At 70.1% G+C, this 15,495-nt stretch carries 13 protein-coding genes; 2 read left to right on the top strand and 11 right to left on the bottom strand.

The features are described from left to right. Nucleotides 1–116 precede the first annotated feature (116 nt). From ACZ4VI_RS21920 to ACZ4VI_RS21870, 11 genes are all read right to left on the bottom strand, one after another. The gene (locus ACZ4VI_RS21920; RefSeq protein ID WP_468001476.1) at nt 117–1,223 is read right to left on the bottom strand and encodes an NAD(P)-dependent alcohol dehydrogenase; all 1,107 of its coding nucleotides are present in this window, start codon (nt 1,221–1,223) and stop codon (nt 117–119) included. A gap of 33 nt (nt 1,224–1,256) precedes the next feature. Next, nucleotides 1,257–2,048, bottom strand: a complete 792-nt coding sequence (locus ACZ4VI_RS21915; protein WP_468001474.1) for an SDR family oxidoreductase — start codon at nt 2,046–2,048, stop codon at nt 1,257–1,259. 14 nt (nt 2,049–2,062) lie between these two features. Beyond that, nucleotides 2,063–3,658, bottom strand: coding sequence for an FAD-binding oxidoreductase (locus ACZ4VI_RS21910; protein ID WP_468001472.1), 1,596 nt, complete (start codon nt 3,656–3,658; stop codon nt 2,063–2,065). A 242-nt stretch (nt 3,659–3,900) separates the two neighbouring features. Continuing rightward, entirely contained in the window at nt 3,901–4,953 is a 1,053-nt protein-coding gene (locus tag ACZ4VI_RS21905; RefSeq protein WP_468001470.1) for a 2-oxoacid:ferredoxin oxidoreductase subunit beta, read from the bottom strand. After that, the gene (locus ACZ4VI_RS21900; RefSeq protein WP_468001468.1) at nt 4,943–6,811 is read right to left on the bottom strand and encodes a 2-oxoacid:acceptor oxidoreductase subunit alpha; all 1,869 of its coding nucleotides are present in this window, start codon (nt 6,809–6,811) and stop codon (nt 4,943–4,945) included. The genes ACZ4VI_RS21905 and ACZ4VI_RS21900 overlap by 11 nt, the downstream gene beginning before the upstream one ends. 20 nt (nt 6,812–6,831) lie before the next feature. Then, complete coding sequence (locus ACZ4VI_RS21895; RefSeq protein WP_468001466.1) at nt 6,832–8,292, bottom strand: MFS transporter; 1,461 nt, start codon at nt 8,290–8,292, stop codon at nt 6,832–6,834. Next, on the bottom strand, nt 8,289–8,513 hold the full coding sequence (locus ACZ4VI_RS21890; RefSeq protein WP_468001464.1) for a ferredoxin: 225 nt from the start codon (nt 8,511–8,513) through the stop codon (nt 8,289–8,291). Before ACZ4VI_RS21890 ends, ACZ4VI_RS21895 begins: the two co-directional genes overlap by 4 nt. Then, complete coding sequence (locus ACZ4VI_RS21885) at nt 8,510–9,721, bottom strand: cytochrome P450 (RefSeq protein WP_468001462.1); 1,212 nt, start codon at nt 9,719–9,721, stop codon at nt 8,510–8,512. The genes ACZ4VI_RS21890 and ACZ4VI_RS21885 overlap by 4 nt, the downstream gene beginning before the upstream one ends. A 32-nt stretch (nt 9,722–9,753) precedes the next feature. Beyond that, nucleotides 9,754–10,512: an SDR family NAD(P)-dependent oxidoreductase gene (locus ACZ4VI_RS21880; protein ID WP_468001460.1), complete on the bottom strand. Its 759-nt coding sequence runs from the start codon at nt 10,510–10,512 to the stop codon at nt 9,754–9,756. Between the two features lie 62 nt (nt 10,513–10,574). Continuing rightward, on the bottom strand, nt 10,575–12,965 hold the full coding sequence (locus ACZ4VI_RS21875) for a helix-turn-helix transcriptional regulator (RefSeq protein ID WP_468001458.1): 2,391 nt from the start codon (nt 12,963–12,965) through the stop codon (nt 10,575–10,577). Between the two features lie 87 nt (nt 12,966–13,052). Then, nucleotides 13,053–13,214, bottom strand: coding sequence for a hypothetical protein (locus ACZ4VI_RS21870; protein ID WP_468001456.1), 162 nt, complete (start codon nt 13,212–13,214; stop codon nt 13,053–13,055). 214 nt (nt 13,215–13,428) lie between these two features. Here ACZ4VI_RS21870 and ACZ4VI_RS21865 point away from each other — a divergent pair, with 214 nt between their 5' ends. Together ACZ4VI_RS21865 and ACZ4VI_RS21860 are read left to right on the top strand one after the other, a co-directional pair. Then, nucleotides 13,429–14,436 carry a LuxR C-terminal-related transcriptional regulator gene (locus tag ACZ4VI_RS21865; protein WP_468001454.1) on the top strand — a complete coding sequence of 336 codons (1,008 nt, stop codon included), beginning with the start codon at nt 13,429–13,431 and terminating at the stop codon, nt 14,434–14,436. 104 nt (nt 14,437–14,540) lie between these two features. Next, on the top strand, nt 14,541–15,188 hold the full coding sequence (locus tag ACZ4VI_RS21860; RefSeq protein WP_468001453.1) for an NAD(P)-dependent oxidoreductase: 648 nt from the start codon (nt 14,541–14,543) through the stop codon (nt 15,186–15,188). The last annotated feature ends 307 nt before the right edge of the window (nt 15,189–15,495 follow it).

Genomic DNA, 15,495 nt, shown 5'->3' with positions numbered 1-15,495 from the left:
TGAGCCCCTAACAATCCCCTACCACTTGCACCTCAGACGCTTGCCGGACACAGAAAAGGGGCGTGGGGCCGAATGTGACGGCGCCCACACCCCGGAATGAAACATTCAGTTTTCATTCAGTAGACAAGTACCGGCTTTACGGTGTCGCCCCGTTCGGAATCCTCGGCGGCCTTGTTGATGTCCTCGAAGGAATAGGTGCGCACCATCCTGTCGAACGGGAAACGGCCGGCCCGGTGGAACTCGACGAGCCGGGGGATGAGGAGGGCGGGAACGCTGTCGCCCTCGACGACGCCGGTCACGGTGCGGCCGAAGAGCTGGGAGAGGGACAGGGACACGTCCTGTCCGGTCCCGGCGGATCCGATGACGGCCGCGGTGCCGCCGATGCCCAGGACGTCGACGGCGGTCCGTGCGGTGCTCGGGAGGCCGACGGCGTCGATGGAGTAGTCGGCGCCGTTGCCCGCGGTGTTCGAGAGGTCCCGGGTCAGGGTGCCGCTGTCGGCCCGGAAGACGTCGGTGGCGCCGAGTTCGAGGGCCAACTCCAGTCGGGCGTCATGCAGGTCGGTGACGAGAATGCGGTCGCAGCCGGCGATGCGGGCCGCCATGACGGCGGCCAGGCCGACGGCGCCGGCCCCGAAGACCACGACGCTGCTGCCGGCCGGGGGCTTGAGGACGTTGAGCACGGTGCCGGCCCCGGTCTGGAGTCCGCAGCCCATGGGGCCGAGGAGTTCGAGGGGCACGTCGCCGAGGCTGTCGTCGATCCGGACGACGCTCCGCCGGTGGACGACCACCTCCTGGCTGAACGACGACTGGCCGAAGAAGTGCCCCTTGAGCTCGGCGCCTTCGGCGTCCCGGTAGGCGGTGGTGCCGTCCTTCCTACGGCCGTACAGGTTCATGCCGAGGAAGGATGTGCAGTGCATGGGGTGGCCGGTGCGGCAGGTGCGGCACTGGCCGCAGCTCATCGGGGCGAGCACGACCCGGTCGCCGACGGCGACCGTGTCCACGCCCGCCCCGACGGCGGTGACGACTCCGCTGCCTTCGTGACCGAGGACGGCCGGTGCGGCGGGCGGCATGACCTGGTCGCGGGCGAGGAGATCGGTGTGGCAGAGGCCGGTGGCGACGAGGCGTACGGCCACCTCGTCGACGCGCGGCTCCTCCACGTGGATGTCCTCGATCGCGAACGGGCCACCCTTCTCCCGGACGATCGCCGCCTTGGTCACAGACATCGGAGTTCCTTCCTAGTGGTTACGTGCCGGCGATCAGCCGGCCGTCCCGACCGCCCGGACGTCGCCGTTCTCGAACGCCAGGTTCTTCTCGTGCGGTACGGGAAGGTCGGCGAACTCGAACGGGGCCAGGTCCCGGTCGGCCATGACCAGCCACGCCTGCCCGGTACGGGGGTCGGCGAGCACGGTCTCGAGGGCGTCGACGACGCTCTCGGCGTCCGCGATGGCCATGCCCGCCCGGGCCAGTTCGGCGAGGCGGCCGGCGATGAGCGGGGTGTCCACCAGGCCGGGGCAGAGCGCGTTGACCGAGATCCCGTCGGCCTCGAGGATCGGGCCGAGGGAGCGGACCAGGCCGACCACCGCGTGCTTGCTGGCCGAGTAGAACACCTCGTACGAGGGCCGCATGCCGGTGGCGCTGGCGGTGACGACGATCGAGCCGCCGCCGCCCGCCTTCAGCGGCCCGTGCGCCGCCTGGATGCCGTACACGACGGAGTCCAGGTTCACGCCCATCAGGGTGCGGTAGCGCCCGGCGTCGAAGGACTCGCCGATCGATGTGCTGCTGATGGTGCCCGCGTTGAGGTGGACGATGTCGAGCCGTCCGTACCGGTCGAGGGCGGCCGCGACGGCCTTCTCGTTGTCCTCTGGCAGCCGTACGTCGGTCGGGACGAACAGGGCGCCCGTCTCCTCGGCGAGGGCTGCCCCGCGGGTGGCGTCCACGTCGGCGATGACGACGCGGCTGCCATGGCCCGTGAATCTGCGGACGGCGGCCTCGCCGATGCCGCTCGCGCCGCCGGTGATCAGGACGACGGAGTCCTCATATGCACTCATGGTGGACTCCGGGTTCAGGCCGGCGGCTGCACGGACAGCTTGTGCCGGAAGACGTTGTGCGGGTCGTACTTCGCCTTGATCTGCTGCAGGCGGGCGTAGTTGCCCTTGTGGTAGAGCGTCGACCAGGGCACGCCGGAGGTGTTCCAGTTGGTCGTGTCGAGCAGGTCGGTGTCCGGCCAGTTGACGAAGCAGCCGTCGTAGCGGTCGTTGGGGACCGGGACGCCGCCGGTGTCCGCGTACAGCGCGCGGTAGAACTCGCGGTTCCAGGCGAGGTGCCTGGCGTCGTCGGCGGGCACGTCCCAGCAGCTGAACACCGAGGCGAGCATGATGGCGGAGCGGTGGACGGAGGCGTTCCACGACTCGGCGCGGGCGTTGATCTGGCCGCCGAAGGAGCCCAGGCTGAAGCTGGACGCGGTGTGCGAGTACGTCGTGGACGTCAGGTAGTCGTAGACGGTCGCGGCCTGCGCGTCGGTGTACCGCTGCTTGAGCAGGGCGCCCTTGGTGCGGGAGCGCGGCGGGCCCGTGACACCCATGGCGACGGCCGTGTCGGGGGCGTTGACGGTGGTGTACTGCCAGGCCTGCTTGCCGGTGTTGATGATGGTGGCGCGCGGGGTGACGTTCGTGGTGAGCGCGGTCAGGAAGTTGTTGAGGAGCGTCTCGTTGCCGGGCACGGTCGGGTCGACCTGCGCGGAGATGAATATGCGGCCGGCTTCCTTGCGGGGCGCTATCAGGGAGGCGTACAGCTGGTTGCCGGCCTGGCCGGGGGCGCTGTTCTGCTCGTGCCAGGTGCCGAAGTTCTTGAGCAGCTGGACGAAGGAGACCTGGTCCATGTCGGCCCAGTTCCAGATGGCGCGGCCGGTCATGAGAGCGCCGGGGCGCTTCGGCAGCGCGCGGTCGGGGGTCGTGGTGGTGACGTCCGGGGAGCGCATCCAGAAGCGGGTGACCACGCCGATGTTGCCGCCGCCGCCACCGGCCATGGCCCACCACAGGTCGCGGTTCGGGTCGTTCGCCTCGCGGGTGGCGATGACGGTGGTGGCCACGCCGTCCGGTCGCACGACGGCGACCTCGACCGCGTACAGGTGGTCGGCGACGAGGCCGTGCTGGCGGGACAGCGCACCGACGCCGCCACCGATGATGTGGCCGCCGGCGCCGACGGCCGGGCAGGTGCCCGCGGGGAGGGTGACGCCCCAGCCGAGGTCGAGGGCGCGGTAGATCTGGCCGAGGGTGGCGCCCGGCTCGATGCAGAACGCGGCGCGGTCGGCGTCCCACGTCACGGAGCGCATCTCGGAGAAGTCGATGATCATCTGGATGGCGGGGTCCTCGACGAGGCCGTCCAGACCGTGTCCGCCGGACCGTACGGCGACGCGCTTGCCGGCGGCGTAGGCGTCGCCGACCGCCCTGGCGGCCTCGTACGGGTTCCGCGGGATGCGGAACACCTCGGGGGCCGCCTTGTAGAACTTGTTCCAGTTCCTCAGCTGCAGATCCGCGTACCGCGGGTCGGACGGGGGCACGATGATGGCCGGGGTCGCACCCGAAGGCGGCACCGTGACGGCGAGAGCGGGCTTGGCGAGCGCGAGTCCCGCCGCGGCCGCACCGGCACCGACGAGCACGCTACGTCTGGCATAAACGGACACAGGAATTCCCCCTGATGAATGGGAAAGGGAACGAGAACGCGCACCCGGCGGGCGGCCGGCCCTGAATGGGCTCCGCCCGTGACGCGTCGGGATGGACCTGCCCCGGCGGGAATCGGGGGCGCGTCCCCGATCATTTCAAGGCGAGATTACCGGCGCCCGGCCTGAAACAACCCCCTAATAAACCCCAGAAGGGGAGCCGAGGGGAATACGGCGGGTATTCAGCCGGTCACGGTCCATGTGTCGTTGCCCGCGAGGAGGGCGGAAAGGTCTCCCTTTCCGTGCTGCTCGATGGCGGTGTCCAGCTGGTCGGCCATGAGCGTGTCGTAGACCGGGCGCCGCACGGACCGGAAGACACCGATCGGGGTCTGGTGCAGGGTGTCGGGGTCGGCGAGCCGGGAGAGCGCGAAGGCGGTGGTCGGGGAGGCCGTGTGGGCGTCGTGGACCAGGACCTGGGCCTCGTTCTCCGGTGTCACTGTGACGACCTTGAGGTCGCCGGTGGCCGGGTCGCGGACGACGCCCTTGTCGAGGGCGGTGCCGAAGCGGATCGGCTGTCCGTGCTCGAGGCGGATGACGGCTTCCTGGGCCTGGTCCTTGTCCTTGAGGACTTCGAAGGCGCCGTCGTTGAAGATGTTGCAGTTCTGGTAGATCTCCACGAGCGCGGTGCCGGGGTGGTCGGCGGCCTGCCGCAGTACCTCGGTGAGGTGCTTGCGGTCGGAGTCGACGGTACGGGCCACGAAGGAGGCCTCCGCGCCGAGCGCGAGCGAGACGGGGTTGAACGGGGCGTCGAGGGAGCCCATCGGCGTGGATTTGGTGATCTTGCCGAGTTCGCTGGTGGGGCTGTACTGGCCCTTGGTCAGTCCGTAGATCCGGTTGTTGAACAGCAGGATCTTGAGGTTGACGTTGCGGCGCAGTGCGTGGATGAGGTGGTTGCCGCCGATGGAGAGTGCGTCGCCGTCACCCGTGACGACCCAGACGGACAGGTCGCGGCGCGAGGTGGCAAGGCCGGTGGCGATGGCCGGGGCGCGGCCGTGGATGGAGTGCATCCCGTAGGTGTTCATGTAGTACGGGAAGCGGGAGGAGCAGCCGATGCCGGAGACGAAGACGATGTTCTCCTTCGCCAGGCCCAGTTCGGGCATGAAGCCCTGCACGGCGGCCAGCACGGCGTAGTCACCGCAGCCGGGGCACCAGCGGACCTCCTGGTCGGACTTGAAGTCCTTCATCGACTGGGCGGCTTCGGCCTTGGGCACGAGGGAGAGGGACTTAGCGTGCATCGAGGCTCTCCCCGATCGTGGTCGCGAGGTGTTCCGCCTTGAACGGCATGCCGTTGACCTGGGTGAGGGACTGGACGTCGACGAGGTACCTGGCACGCAGCAGGGTGGCGAGCTGGCCCAGGTTCATCTCGGGCAGCACCACCTTCTCGTAGCGTCCCAGGACCTCGCCGAGGTTCTTCGGGAAGGGGTTGAGGTGCCGCAGGTGGGCCTGGGCGATGTGGCCGCCCTCGCGCCGGATGCGGCGGACGGCGGCGGTGATCGGCCCGTAGGTGGAACCCCAGCCGAGGACCAGGGTGCGGGCGCCGTCCGGGTCGTCGACCTCGATGTCCGGCACGTCGATACCGTCGATCTTGGCCTGCCGGGTGCGGACCATGAACTCGTGGTTGGCCGGGTCGTAGCTGATGTTGCCGGTGCCGTCCTGCTTCTCGATGCCGCCGATACGGTGCTCCAGACCGGGCGTGCCGGGCAGCGCCCACGGGCGGGCCAGGGTCTGCGGGTCGCGCTTGTACGGCCAGAACACCTCGGTGCCGTCCGCCAGCTCGTGGTTGGTCCCGGTGGCGAACTGGACCCGCAGGTCGGGCAGGTCCTCCAGGTCCGGGATGCGCCAGGGCTCGGAGCCGTTGGCGAGGTAGCCGTCGGAGAGCAGGAAGACCGGCGTGCGGTAGGTGAGCGCGATCCGGGCGGCCTCGATGGCCGCGTCGAAGCAGTCCGCGGGCGTCCGCGGCGCCACCACCGGCACCGGGGCCTCACCGTTCCTGCCGTACATCGCCTGGAGCAGATCGGCCTGCTCGGTCTTGGTGGGCAGACCGGTCGACGGGCCGCCGCGCTGGATGTCCACGACCAGCAGCGGCAGCTCCAGGGAGACCGCAAGACCGATCGTCTCCGACTTCAGCGCCACACCCGGCCCGGAAGTGGTGGTGACGGCCAGCGAGCCGCCGAAGGCCGCACCGAGCGCCGCGCCGATACCGGCGATCTCGTCCTCGGCCTGGAAGGTGCGGACACCGAAGTTCTTGTGCCGGCTGAGCTCGTGCAGGATGTCCGAGGCCGGCGTGATCGGATACGAGCCCAGGTACAGCGGCAGATCGGCCTGGCGGGAGGCCGCGATCAGCCCGTACGACAGGGCCAGGTTCCCGGAGATGTTCCGGTACGTCCCCGTCGGGAACGCCTTCGTGGCCGGGGCCACCTCGTAGGAGACGGCGAAGTCCTCCGTCGTCTCGCCGAAGTTCCAGCCCGCCCGGAACGCAGCCACGTTCGCCTCGGCGATCTGCGGCCTCTTCGCGAACTTCTGCCGCAGGAACCTCTCGGTACCCTCCGTGGGCCGGTGATACATCCACGACAGCAGCCCGAGCGCGAACATGTTCTTGCTCCGCTCGGCCTCCTTCCGGGACAGGCCGAAGTCCTTCAGGGCCTCGATCGTCAGCGTCGTCAGCGGCACCGGGTGCACCCGGTAGCCCTCCAGCGAACCGTCCTCCAGCGGCGAGGTCGCATACCCCACCTTCGCCATCGCCCGCTTGGCGAACTCGTCGGTGTTGACGATGATCTCGCCACCACGCGGCACATCCCCGACGTTGGCCTTCAGAGCGGCGGGATTCATCGCGACCAGCACGTTCGGGGCATCGCCCGGCGTCAGGATGTCGTGGTCGGCGAAGTGCAGCTGGAACGAGGAGACACCCGGCAGGGTTCCTGCGGGGGCCCGGATCTCGGCCGGGAAGTTCGGCAGCGTCGAGAGATCGTTCCCGAAGGTCGCCGTCTCGGAGGTGAACCGGTCACCCGTCAGCTGCATCCCGTCACCGGAGTCGCCCGCGAAGCGGATGATCACCCGGTCCAGACGGCGGACCTCTTTCGAGTGCGTATCCATGTCTGTGGCCCCCTCCGCTCTCAGGCCGCGGGGGACTTGGGCCGGGCGTTGATCAGGACACCGGCTGCGACCGCGCCGGCCAGGGCGACTCCGGCGGCGACCGCGCACGCCACGCCGAGGCCGTGCACAGAGGCCTGCTGGGCGGCGTTGGCGGCTCCGGCGTGCGCGCCGAGCCAGGCGGCGGCGGCACTCGTGGAGATCGTGTTCAGCAGGGCCGCGCCGATGGAACCGCCCACCTGCTGCGAGGTGTTGACCACCGCGGACACGATTCCGGCGTCCCGGGCCTCGGTCGACGCCATGGCGGTCTGGAACACGGGCACGGCGAGGTTGCCGACGCCGATGCCGAACAGGAACAGGGCGGGGAACACCCCGGTCAGGTAGTCGCTCTCGGGGGTGAGGCGGGTCAGGACCAGCAGGCCGGCCGCGGAGATGACCAGACCGGCCACGATCATCAGGCCCGCACGCACCTTGAGCAGCAGCTTGCTGGCGACCTTCGTGGAGTACACGGCGGCCGTGACGATGTAGGCGAGGAACGACAGTCCGGCCCTCAACGGCGAGTACTCCATGACGGACTGGAGCTGGTACGTCATGCCGAGGAACATGCCGAGCATGCAGAACGCGGAGATCGCCATGGCGAGGAACGCGCCGCCGCTGTTGCGGTTGGCGAGAACGCGCAGCGGCAGCAGCGGGTGCGCCGACTTCCGCTGGGCGACGAGGAAGGCGCCGAGCAGCACGGCCGCGGCGATGAGGGAGCCGGCGATCTCGGGCGATCCCCAGCCCCTTTCGCCGCCCTCGCCGAGCCCGAAGATCAGGGCGAGCATGCCGCCGGTGGCGAGGAAGGCACCGGGCACGTCGAGCCTGGCATCCGGATTGCGTACCGGCGCGGCCAGGGACAGGTAGCCGCCGGCCACGATGGCCAGGGCGAACACGATGTTGATGTAGAAGCACCAGCGCCAGTCGAGGTAGTCCGTGAGGACGCCGCCGAGGATGAGGCCGGTGGCGCCGCCGGACATGGAGATGGCGGTGAAGATGCCGAACGCCTTGGCCCGCTCGGCGGGGTCGGTGAAGGTCTTGCTGATGAGGGAGAGGGTGGAGGGGGCGATGAGGGCGGCGAAGACGCCCTGGGCGGCGCGGGCCCCGATCAGCATGGCGGGGCTGGTCGCCGCGCCGCCGATGGCGGAGGCGACGGCGAAGCCGATGACACCGATCATGAGCGAGCGGCGGACGCCGATGACGTCGCCGATGCGGCCGCCGAGCAGCAGCAGGCCGCCGAAGGTCAGCGCATAGGCGGTGACGGTCCACTGGCGCGTCACGTCGTCCAGGCCGACGGCCTGCTGGGCGGAGGGCAGGGCGACGGCCACGATGGTGGCGTCCAGCCAGACCATGAGCTGGGCGAGGGAGATGACCACCAGACCCCACCAGCGGGTCTCCCGCTTGACGGTGGCCTCCTTCCCCGCGGTGCCGGCAACGGTGTCGGTCATGTCTGGCTCGTCTCGGTGTAGGTGATGGCCCGGGAAGGGCACAGGTAGGCGGCCTCGTGAAGCGCTTCGGTGTCTTCGGGCCCGGTCTCGTCGCGCAGGACGACGACGGTGCCCACGTCGTCCTGGTCGAAGAGGTGCGACGCGGTCATCACGCACTGGCCGGCGCCGATGCAGACGGCGGTGTCCGCCGTGATGTGCAGGGTCATGTCGGTTCCGCTCACCAGGTCACGGGCAGTTCGGCGAGGCCGAAGACCAGGCCCTGCTTGACGGGGATCTCGTCCATGGGGGTGGCGAGCCGCAGGGTGGGGACGCGGTCGAACAGCGTGCGCAGTGCCACGTCGACCTCGACGCGGGCCAGGTTCTGGCCGATGCACTGGTGGATACCGAAGCCGAAGCTGAGGTGGTTGCGCACGTTGCGGTGGATGTCCAGCTCGTTGGGGTTCTCGAACTGGGCGGGGTCCCGGTTGGCGGCCGGGTTGAGGAAGAGGATGCCGTCACCCTCCCGGATGGTGACGTCGCCGACCCGCACGTCCTCGGTGGCGACGCGGGAGAGACCGCCGGTGAGGGAGAGGAAGCGCAGGAGTTCCTCGACGGCGTTGCGCCACAGGTTCGGGTCGGCCTTGAGCTCGGCGAGCTGCTCGGGGTGTTCGAGCAGGGTGAGGACGCTCAGGGCGACGGTGTTGGCGGTGGTCTCCTGGCCGGCGATGACGAGGACGAGGGCGTAGCGGACGAGCTCGTCCCGCTCGAGGGTGCCCTCCTTGACCTGGGTGACGAGGTCGTCGAGGAGTCCCACACCGGGCTCGGTCTCCTTGGCGACGAGGAGGTCGCCGAGGTAGTCGGTGAGGGCGCTCATCGCGTCGACGACCTGCTCGGGGTCGAAGCGGCGGTAGGTGAGGTCCTCGAAGTAGTCGCGGTCCTCGTAGGGGATCCCGAGGAGCTGGGAGAGGACCATGGCGATGAGCGGCTTGACGTAGGCCTCGAGCAGGTCGGCGGAGTCGCCGGCGGCGGTCATCTCGTCGATGAGGGAGACCGCGGTCCGCTCGATCTCGGGCTTGATGCCGGCGATCTTCTTGAGGGTGAAGCTGGGCAGGATGTCGCGCCGCTGCCTGGTGTGCTCGGGCGGGTCGGTCCTGATGAGGGCGCCGATGGCGGCGGAGCGGGGGGTCTGGAGCTGGGTGAGCGCCGGAATCGGCATGGGGAAGTTCGGGTGGAACCGGTTGACGGACATGGCCGGGTGGGACATGAGTTCCCGGGTCTCGGCGTGTCCGGTGACGGCCCACACGGGCCGGCCGTCCCACTGCCGCACCTGGGTGACGGGGGCGGTGGCGCGCAGGTCCTCGTACTCGGCGGGCGGGTGGTAGGGGCACTTGCGGGTCATGGGGAGGTCGGGGAGGTCGACCGGGGTCCCGGTCGCGACGGTCTCCGTCATGGGCGTGTCTCCGTTCGCTGCGTCGTGGCCGGTCAGGGGGCGGGGGTGAGGAAGTGGCCGTCGACCCGGACGACTTCCCCGGTGACGTTGGTGTTCGCCTGGGAGCCGAGGAAGACGATGGTGTTGGCGACGTCCTCGGGCGTGGTGACCCGCTTGGTGGCGGCGGCCTGGGCGGTGAAGTCGAGCAGGCCCTGGGACATGGGCTTGTCGCCGGGGGTGAAGCCGGGCACGACGACGTTGGTCAGGATGCCGGCGCGGCCGAGTTCGCGGGACATCACCCGGGTGAGGCCGTGCAGGCCGGCCTTGGCGCTGGCGTAGGCGACGCGGCCGGGGTAGCCGTCCGCCGCGAAGGTGGAGGAGACGTGCACGATACGGCCCCACCTGTTGGCGCGCATGCCGCCGACGACGGCGCGGCTGAGCAGGTACGGGCCGTGGAGGTTGGCCTGGAGGGAGGCGGCGAAGCGCTCCGGCGGCTCGGTCTCGAAGAGTTCGCCGTGGGCGGGGAAGTCGGGAAGGGCTACGGCGTTGTTGACGAGGACGTCGACGCCGCCCCACCGGTCGGTGACGGCGGACACCAGACGGTTGATGGAGTTCGGGTCGGACTGGTCGAGGCGCTCGGCGACGACCTCGCCGCCGGCGCGGCGGACGGTCTCCTCGGCGCCACGCGGATTGCTGTGGTACGTGGCGACCACGCGGGCACCCTCCGCCGCGAAGGCCGCGGCGGTCGCGCGGCCGATGCCGCCGCTGCCGCCGGTGACGACGACGACCTTGTCCTTGAGTCCGAAATCCATCGTGTTCCTCTGTTGTTGAGCGTCGGTCCGGTGGGGGCCGCTGGGCGGCCGCCACCGGTTGTTCATCCCAGGCGTGAGCGGAGCTCGCGCCGGTCGGCGAGCTGGAGCTTCCGGTACGTCCGCGTCAGGTGCTGTTCGACAGTGCTGACGGTGACGGACAGTTCGCGGGCGATCTTCTGATTGGAGACCCCCTTGGCCGCGAGCACGGCGACGCGTCGCTCGGAGGGGCTGAGCTGCTGCAGACACACGGTGTTGCGGTCGTAGATCTTGTACCGCGGCGTGTCGGACTCGAGGCTCTCGAGCAGTCGGCCGCTGTGGAGTTCGGCGACGACGGCAGGCAGCATGGGCGTTCCGGTGACGCCGCGGAGCTGCTCGAAGATGGCCTCCCGCAGGTCGATGCGCTCGCCGGTGTCGGTGAGACCGTCGGTGAGGATGGCGTGCCGGGGGCCGTCGAGGGCGCGCACGATGTATTCGACGGATCTGCTGTAGTCGCCGATGGCCATGTAGGTGGCGGCTACCGAGAGCTGCCAGGGCGTGCGCAGGTGCCCGTCGAGGTCCCAGTCGGCGACGAGGCGGCCGCAGCGCAGGAAGTCGGCGAGGGCGAGCAGGTGTTCGCCGGTGGCGAGGTGGTGGTGGCCGCGGGCGTAGAGGTAGCCGAGCCCGTAGCGGGTCTCGAACATGGAGGCCGGGACGCGGCGGTTCAGCAGGCCGGCGGCCCGGGTGGCGGTGCCGGCGAAGGTGTGCGCGAGGAGGAGGGTGCCCAGGGGGCCGCCGATGCGTACTCCCCAGCGGTGCGCGGGCAGGGTGCCGAGCGCCGTGGTGGCGTCGTCGACGGCCGTGGCGAAGTCGCCTTGTCGCAGGGCGGCTTCGGCCCGTAATGCGGTGACCTGGGCCCGCCACGGGGTGAGGTCGCCCGGCTGGGTGTCGGCGAGGAAACGGTCGCACCAGTCACGGGCGTGGTCGGACCTGCCGTTGTGCAGGTGGGCGGCGAGCGCGGCCACGACGGCGGGCGCCGTCTCGTCGGTGAGGATGCTGCGTTCGAGGGCCCGGTCGGCCAGCTGGGCGGTGAGCCGCGGGTCGGTGCGCCGGGTCAGGGTGCCCGCGAGGGCCCAGGCGGCGGCGTAGCGGGCGCCGGCGACGGAGGTGGTGTCGATACGGGACTGGGGTGCCCGCTGTTCGACGGCCTGGCGGAGCAGGCCCGGGAATTCGCTGGCGACAAGGAGCCTTCCGGCCTCCAGGTCCATGACCTTGAGGTTCTCCCGGGAGGTGAGACGGTGGATGCCCTGGTCGATGCCACCGACGATGTCACGGGCGTCGCGGAGGGTCTCCAGACGGCGGCCGGAGATCCGGAAGTCCTCGCCGGAGAACCGCAGGGGCGGCTGGGTGGGCACCTGGCCGTGCTGGAAGGACTCCAGCCACTGGGCGGCCTCTTCGGCGGGTGTGCCCTCGGCGTCGAGGGCGACCGCGGCACGGCGGCCGAGGCGGGTTCTGCGGCGTCGCGGCATGTCCCGGAGGACGGCGTCGCGGGCCACGGGGTGGCGGAATCCGCTCTCGGTGAGCAGCCCGGCGGCGACGAGCTCGCGGACAGCCTCCTCGACCTCGGCGGGGTCGGTGCCGCACAGTTCGGCGATGAGGCGCGGCGAGCCGCAGTCGCCGACGACGGCGACGGCCTCGGCGATCTCGCGTACCTCGCGATCGAGGCGGTACAGGGAGTCGAGGGCGGCCTGCGCATAGGCGGGTCCCGCGGCGGCCTGGATGCGGGCCGCCGCAGGAGTCGGTTCGGTTGTGCCCGGCGTGGCGAGGTCGCGGAGCAGGGCGGTGGCGAGCAGGAGGTTGCCGTTGGAGATCCGGAGCATGCGGGACGCGGTGTCCGGGGTGAGGCTCAGGCCGAAGTCGGCCCGGGCGAGGTCCTGGATCCACTCGGTGGTGACCGAGGTGAGCGAGATCCTGCGGAAGGTGGAGCGGCCGGCGAGTTCGAGGGCCAGCTTGTGGGTGTCGTGCGGTGAGTCGGCGCGGTCGGTGACGACGACGAGCACCGGCCGGTCGGTGACGGCGGCCGACAGGCGCGGCAGCAGGCGTGCGGTCGCCTGGTCGGCGTACCGCAGGTCGTCGATGCAGAGAACGACGGTGCCCTGCGTGGACCTGCGGACGACTGTGTCGACGAGCGCGGCCGTCCGCTGTTCGGTGGGATCGTCCGGCGTGTCTCCGTCGGCGCTCTGCGCGTGAGCGCCGAGGAGCCGGCTCAGGACACCGAGCGGTCTGCTGTCGCCGAACCGTGAGCAACCGGTGGTGACGACGTGCGCGCCGTGTTCCGCCGCGTGGGCGGCGAACTCGCCCAGCAGCGCCGTCTTGCCGGCCGCGACAGGCCCTGTGATCAGGACCGTCCTCCCGTGCCCCGCGTCCGCGTCGGCGAGTACGTCGCGGAGCACTTTCCACCCGAATGTCGATCGCATGGAAGCCATCAGGATCCCCCTCTTGCATTACCGGATGCACATCCCGGCGTAACGAGACGTTTATACGCTCGATATGTGGTGGATCCGTCAGCCCCAGCCCTGGTCATCGCCGGAGTCGCTCTGAGCGCCGGCGACGACAAGAGTGTCGGTGACGACGAAGGCCTGGGCGGACAGTGCGATCCCGGCCACCGCGGCTGCGGCGAGGAATGCGGCGGACATGGTGCGTGCGGCATGGCTGAGAAGGTTCATCACTTACCCCCGTAGTGACAGAAATTGGAGACGAAATGACGCGGGTCTCTGCTGTTGACCAGCAGGAATCTCCGCACGGCAATCATCACAAGAACCGTGGCGCGGTTTCAAAAGAACATAGGATCCAGTTGCCGACTGACTGAAAGTTGAGGGGATCCAAACAGTGAGCTACAGGGACATACAGGACATCTCTGATATCTCGCAGGTAGGCGTTGTGGCCCATGAGGTGTACGCCTACGCCGTCCGTCGTGTCTGCATCCGCCTCAGCGCGTGCGCCCGGGACCTCGGGCTCGACGCGGCAGAGGTGGAGGAGGCCGTGGCGCAACTGTCCTCGCTCCGGCTCCTCCTGCCGGCCCAGGGGAGCCCGGACGAGTACATCGCGGTCAACCCCATGTCGGCCTCGCTCCAACTCCTCGCTCCCTACGACGAGGAGGTACGGGCGCGGCAGCACGCCCTCGAACAGGTCCGGCAGCAGATGCACAGCCTGCTGCCGCTCTACCGGGCCAGTACCCCGACGGAGCACCGCGACGCCTCGGTGGAGCGGATCGACGACCTGGACGCGGTCCGCGGGATCCTCGGGCGGCTCGCCGAGGAGTGCCAGCACGAGGTCATCACCTCGCAGCCCGGCGGCGCCCGGGACGAGGCGATCCTGGAGGAGGCCGCGCGGCGCGACAGCGAAGTCCTGGGCCGGGGCGTGCAGATGCGGACCCTCTACCAGCACACGGCCCGCTTCGACCAGCCCACGCGCGCGTACGTGGACCGCATCTCCCGCAACGGCGCCGAGGTCCGCACCACCGGCACCGGGTTCATGCGGGCCATCATCTACGACCGCAAGACCGCGGTCATCTCCCTGCCGGACAACACCAAGGGGGCGGCACTGGTCAGGAGCCCCGAACTGACCCACTTCATCGTGCAGGCGTTCGAGTGGGCATGGGTCACCGCAGAACCGTTCAGTCCCCAATTCGACCGCAACGAGATACGCTCGATATCCGATTCCCTGAACCAGACCCTCCTGCGCATGCTGGTCAGCGGTCACGACGACAAATCGATCGCCCGCCAGCTCGGCATCTCACCCAGAACGTGCCAGAGAAGAATCTCCGATCTCATGCAGGAGATCGACGCACGTACAAGACTTCAGGCCGGATATCTCATCCGGCAGCACGGCCTGGTCCAACCCACCGACGAGTCCGAGTTCCTGGATGAGACCGGTGCCAACCCCTAGAAAATTCTGGGGTCAATCGCCATTGCTTCACACACGGCCGCCTCACTACGGTCGTTATGCGGGCCGGATCGACGGTGCCCCGGATGTGAAGGAAGGTTTTCCCCATGAGCAAGATTGTGGTGTTCGGCGCGGGCGGCAAGGCGGGCCGTGCGGTTCTGAAGGAGGCCGTGACCCGCGGCCACCAGGTCACCGCCGTGGTGCGCGACCCCGCCAAGTACGACGACCTCGCCTCGGACAACGTCGAGGTCGTGGCCGGTGACATCACCAACGTGCGCAGCGTCGCCGCCGTGGCCGCCGGTCACGATGTCGCGATCAGCGCGGTCTACGACGCCGGCGCCGCGCCGGAGCCCTTCTTCGTCGGCGCCGCGCACGCCCTGCTGGAGAGCCTCCCCGAGGCCGGCGTGAAGCGTGCCCTGATCATCGGCCTGGTCTCCAACCTGGAGGTGGCCCCGGGCCAGCGCCTCATGGACGGCCCCGAATTCCCCGAGGGGTTCCTGGAGTTCAGCAAGGGCCACGCCGCCGGTCTGGACGTCTTCCGTTCGGCGACCACCGAGCTCGACTGGCTCGTGGTGACCCCGCCCATGGTCCTCGACGAGGGCGCGCGGACCGGCGTCTACCGGGTCGGCGGCGACCAGTTCCTCGCCAAGGAGGACGGCACCAGCCACCTGTCCTACGCCGACCTCGCCGTCGCCCTCCTGGACGAGGCCGAGACGCCGAAGCACCACCAGACGCGCATTTCCGTGGCCGACTGACCCAGGCCCTCAGGCGTGGGCCCCGGCCAACACCGGGCCCCACGCCCGCCCCCGCTTTCCGTCCGGGCCGCACGCAGAAACCAACCGGACGGGAATCGCCAACACCCCCTGTGATTGGCGTATCTGATGAACAGTCGGCAAAGCTCCCGGATGAGAAGCCGGCACCCCGGTACGGACATTTCCAGAGGGCCGTACGGCACAGGGGGGGGGGGGGGGGGGGGGGGGGGGGGGGGGGGGGGGGGGGGGGGGGTGCGGGGGGGGGGGGGGGGGGGGGGGGGGGGGGGGGGGGGGGGGGGGGGGGGGGGGT

The sequence above is a fragment of the Streptomyces sp. NPDC029169 genome (genome assembly GCF_055563935.1).
The sequence above is the reverse complement of the archived record's forward strand: the minus strand, read 5'-3'. Positions and strand labels throughout refer to the sequence as shown.

Bases quoted from the DNA above. Each gene is read 5' to 3' on its own strand.
- ACZ4VI_RS21920 (WP_468001476.1), bottom strand. From the start codon at position 1,223: ATGTCTGTGACCAAGGCGGCGATCGTCCGGGAGAAGGGTGGCCCGTTC.
- ACZ4VI_RS21915 (WP_468001474.1), bottom strand. From the start codon at position 2,048: ATGAGTGCATATGAGGACTCCGTCGTCCTGATCACCGGCGGCGCGAGC.
- ACZ4VI_RS21905 (WP_468001470.1), bottom strand. From the start codon at position 4,953: ATGCACGCTAAGTCCCTCTCCCTCGTGCCCAAGGCCGAAGCCGCCCAG.
- ACZ4VI_RS21900 (WP_468001468.1), bottom strand. From the start codon at position 6,811: ATGGATACGCACTCGAAAGAGGTCCGCCGTCTGGACCGGGTGATCATC.
- ACZ4VI_RS21895 (WP_468001466.1), bottom strand. From the start codon at position 8,292: ATGACCGACACCGTTGCCGGCACCGCGGGGAAGGAGGCCACCGTCAAG.
- ACZ4VI_RS21885 (WP_468001462.1), bottom strand. From the start codon at position 9,721: ATGACGGAGACCGTCGCGACCGGGACCCCGGTCGACCTCCCCGACCTC.
- ACZ4VI_RS21880 (WP_468001460.1), bottom strand. From the start codon at position 10,512: ATGGATTTCGGACTCAAGGACAAGGTCGTCGTCGTCACCGGCGGCAGC.
- ACZ4VI_RS21875 (WP_468001458.1), bottom strand. From the start codon at position 12,965: ATGCGATCGACATTCGGGTGGAAAGTGCTCCGCGACGTACTCGCCGAC.
- ACZ4VI_RS21870 (WP_468001456.1), bottom strand. From the start codon at position 13,214: ATGAACCTTCTCAGCCATGCCGCACGCACCATGTCCGCCGCATTCCTC.
- ACZ4VI_RS21860 (WP_468001453.1), top strand. From the start codon at position 14,541: ATGAGCAAGATTGTGGTGTTCGGCGCGGGCGGCAAGGCGGGCCGTGCG.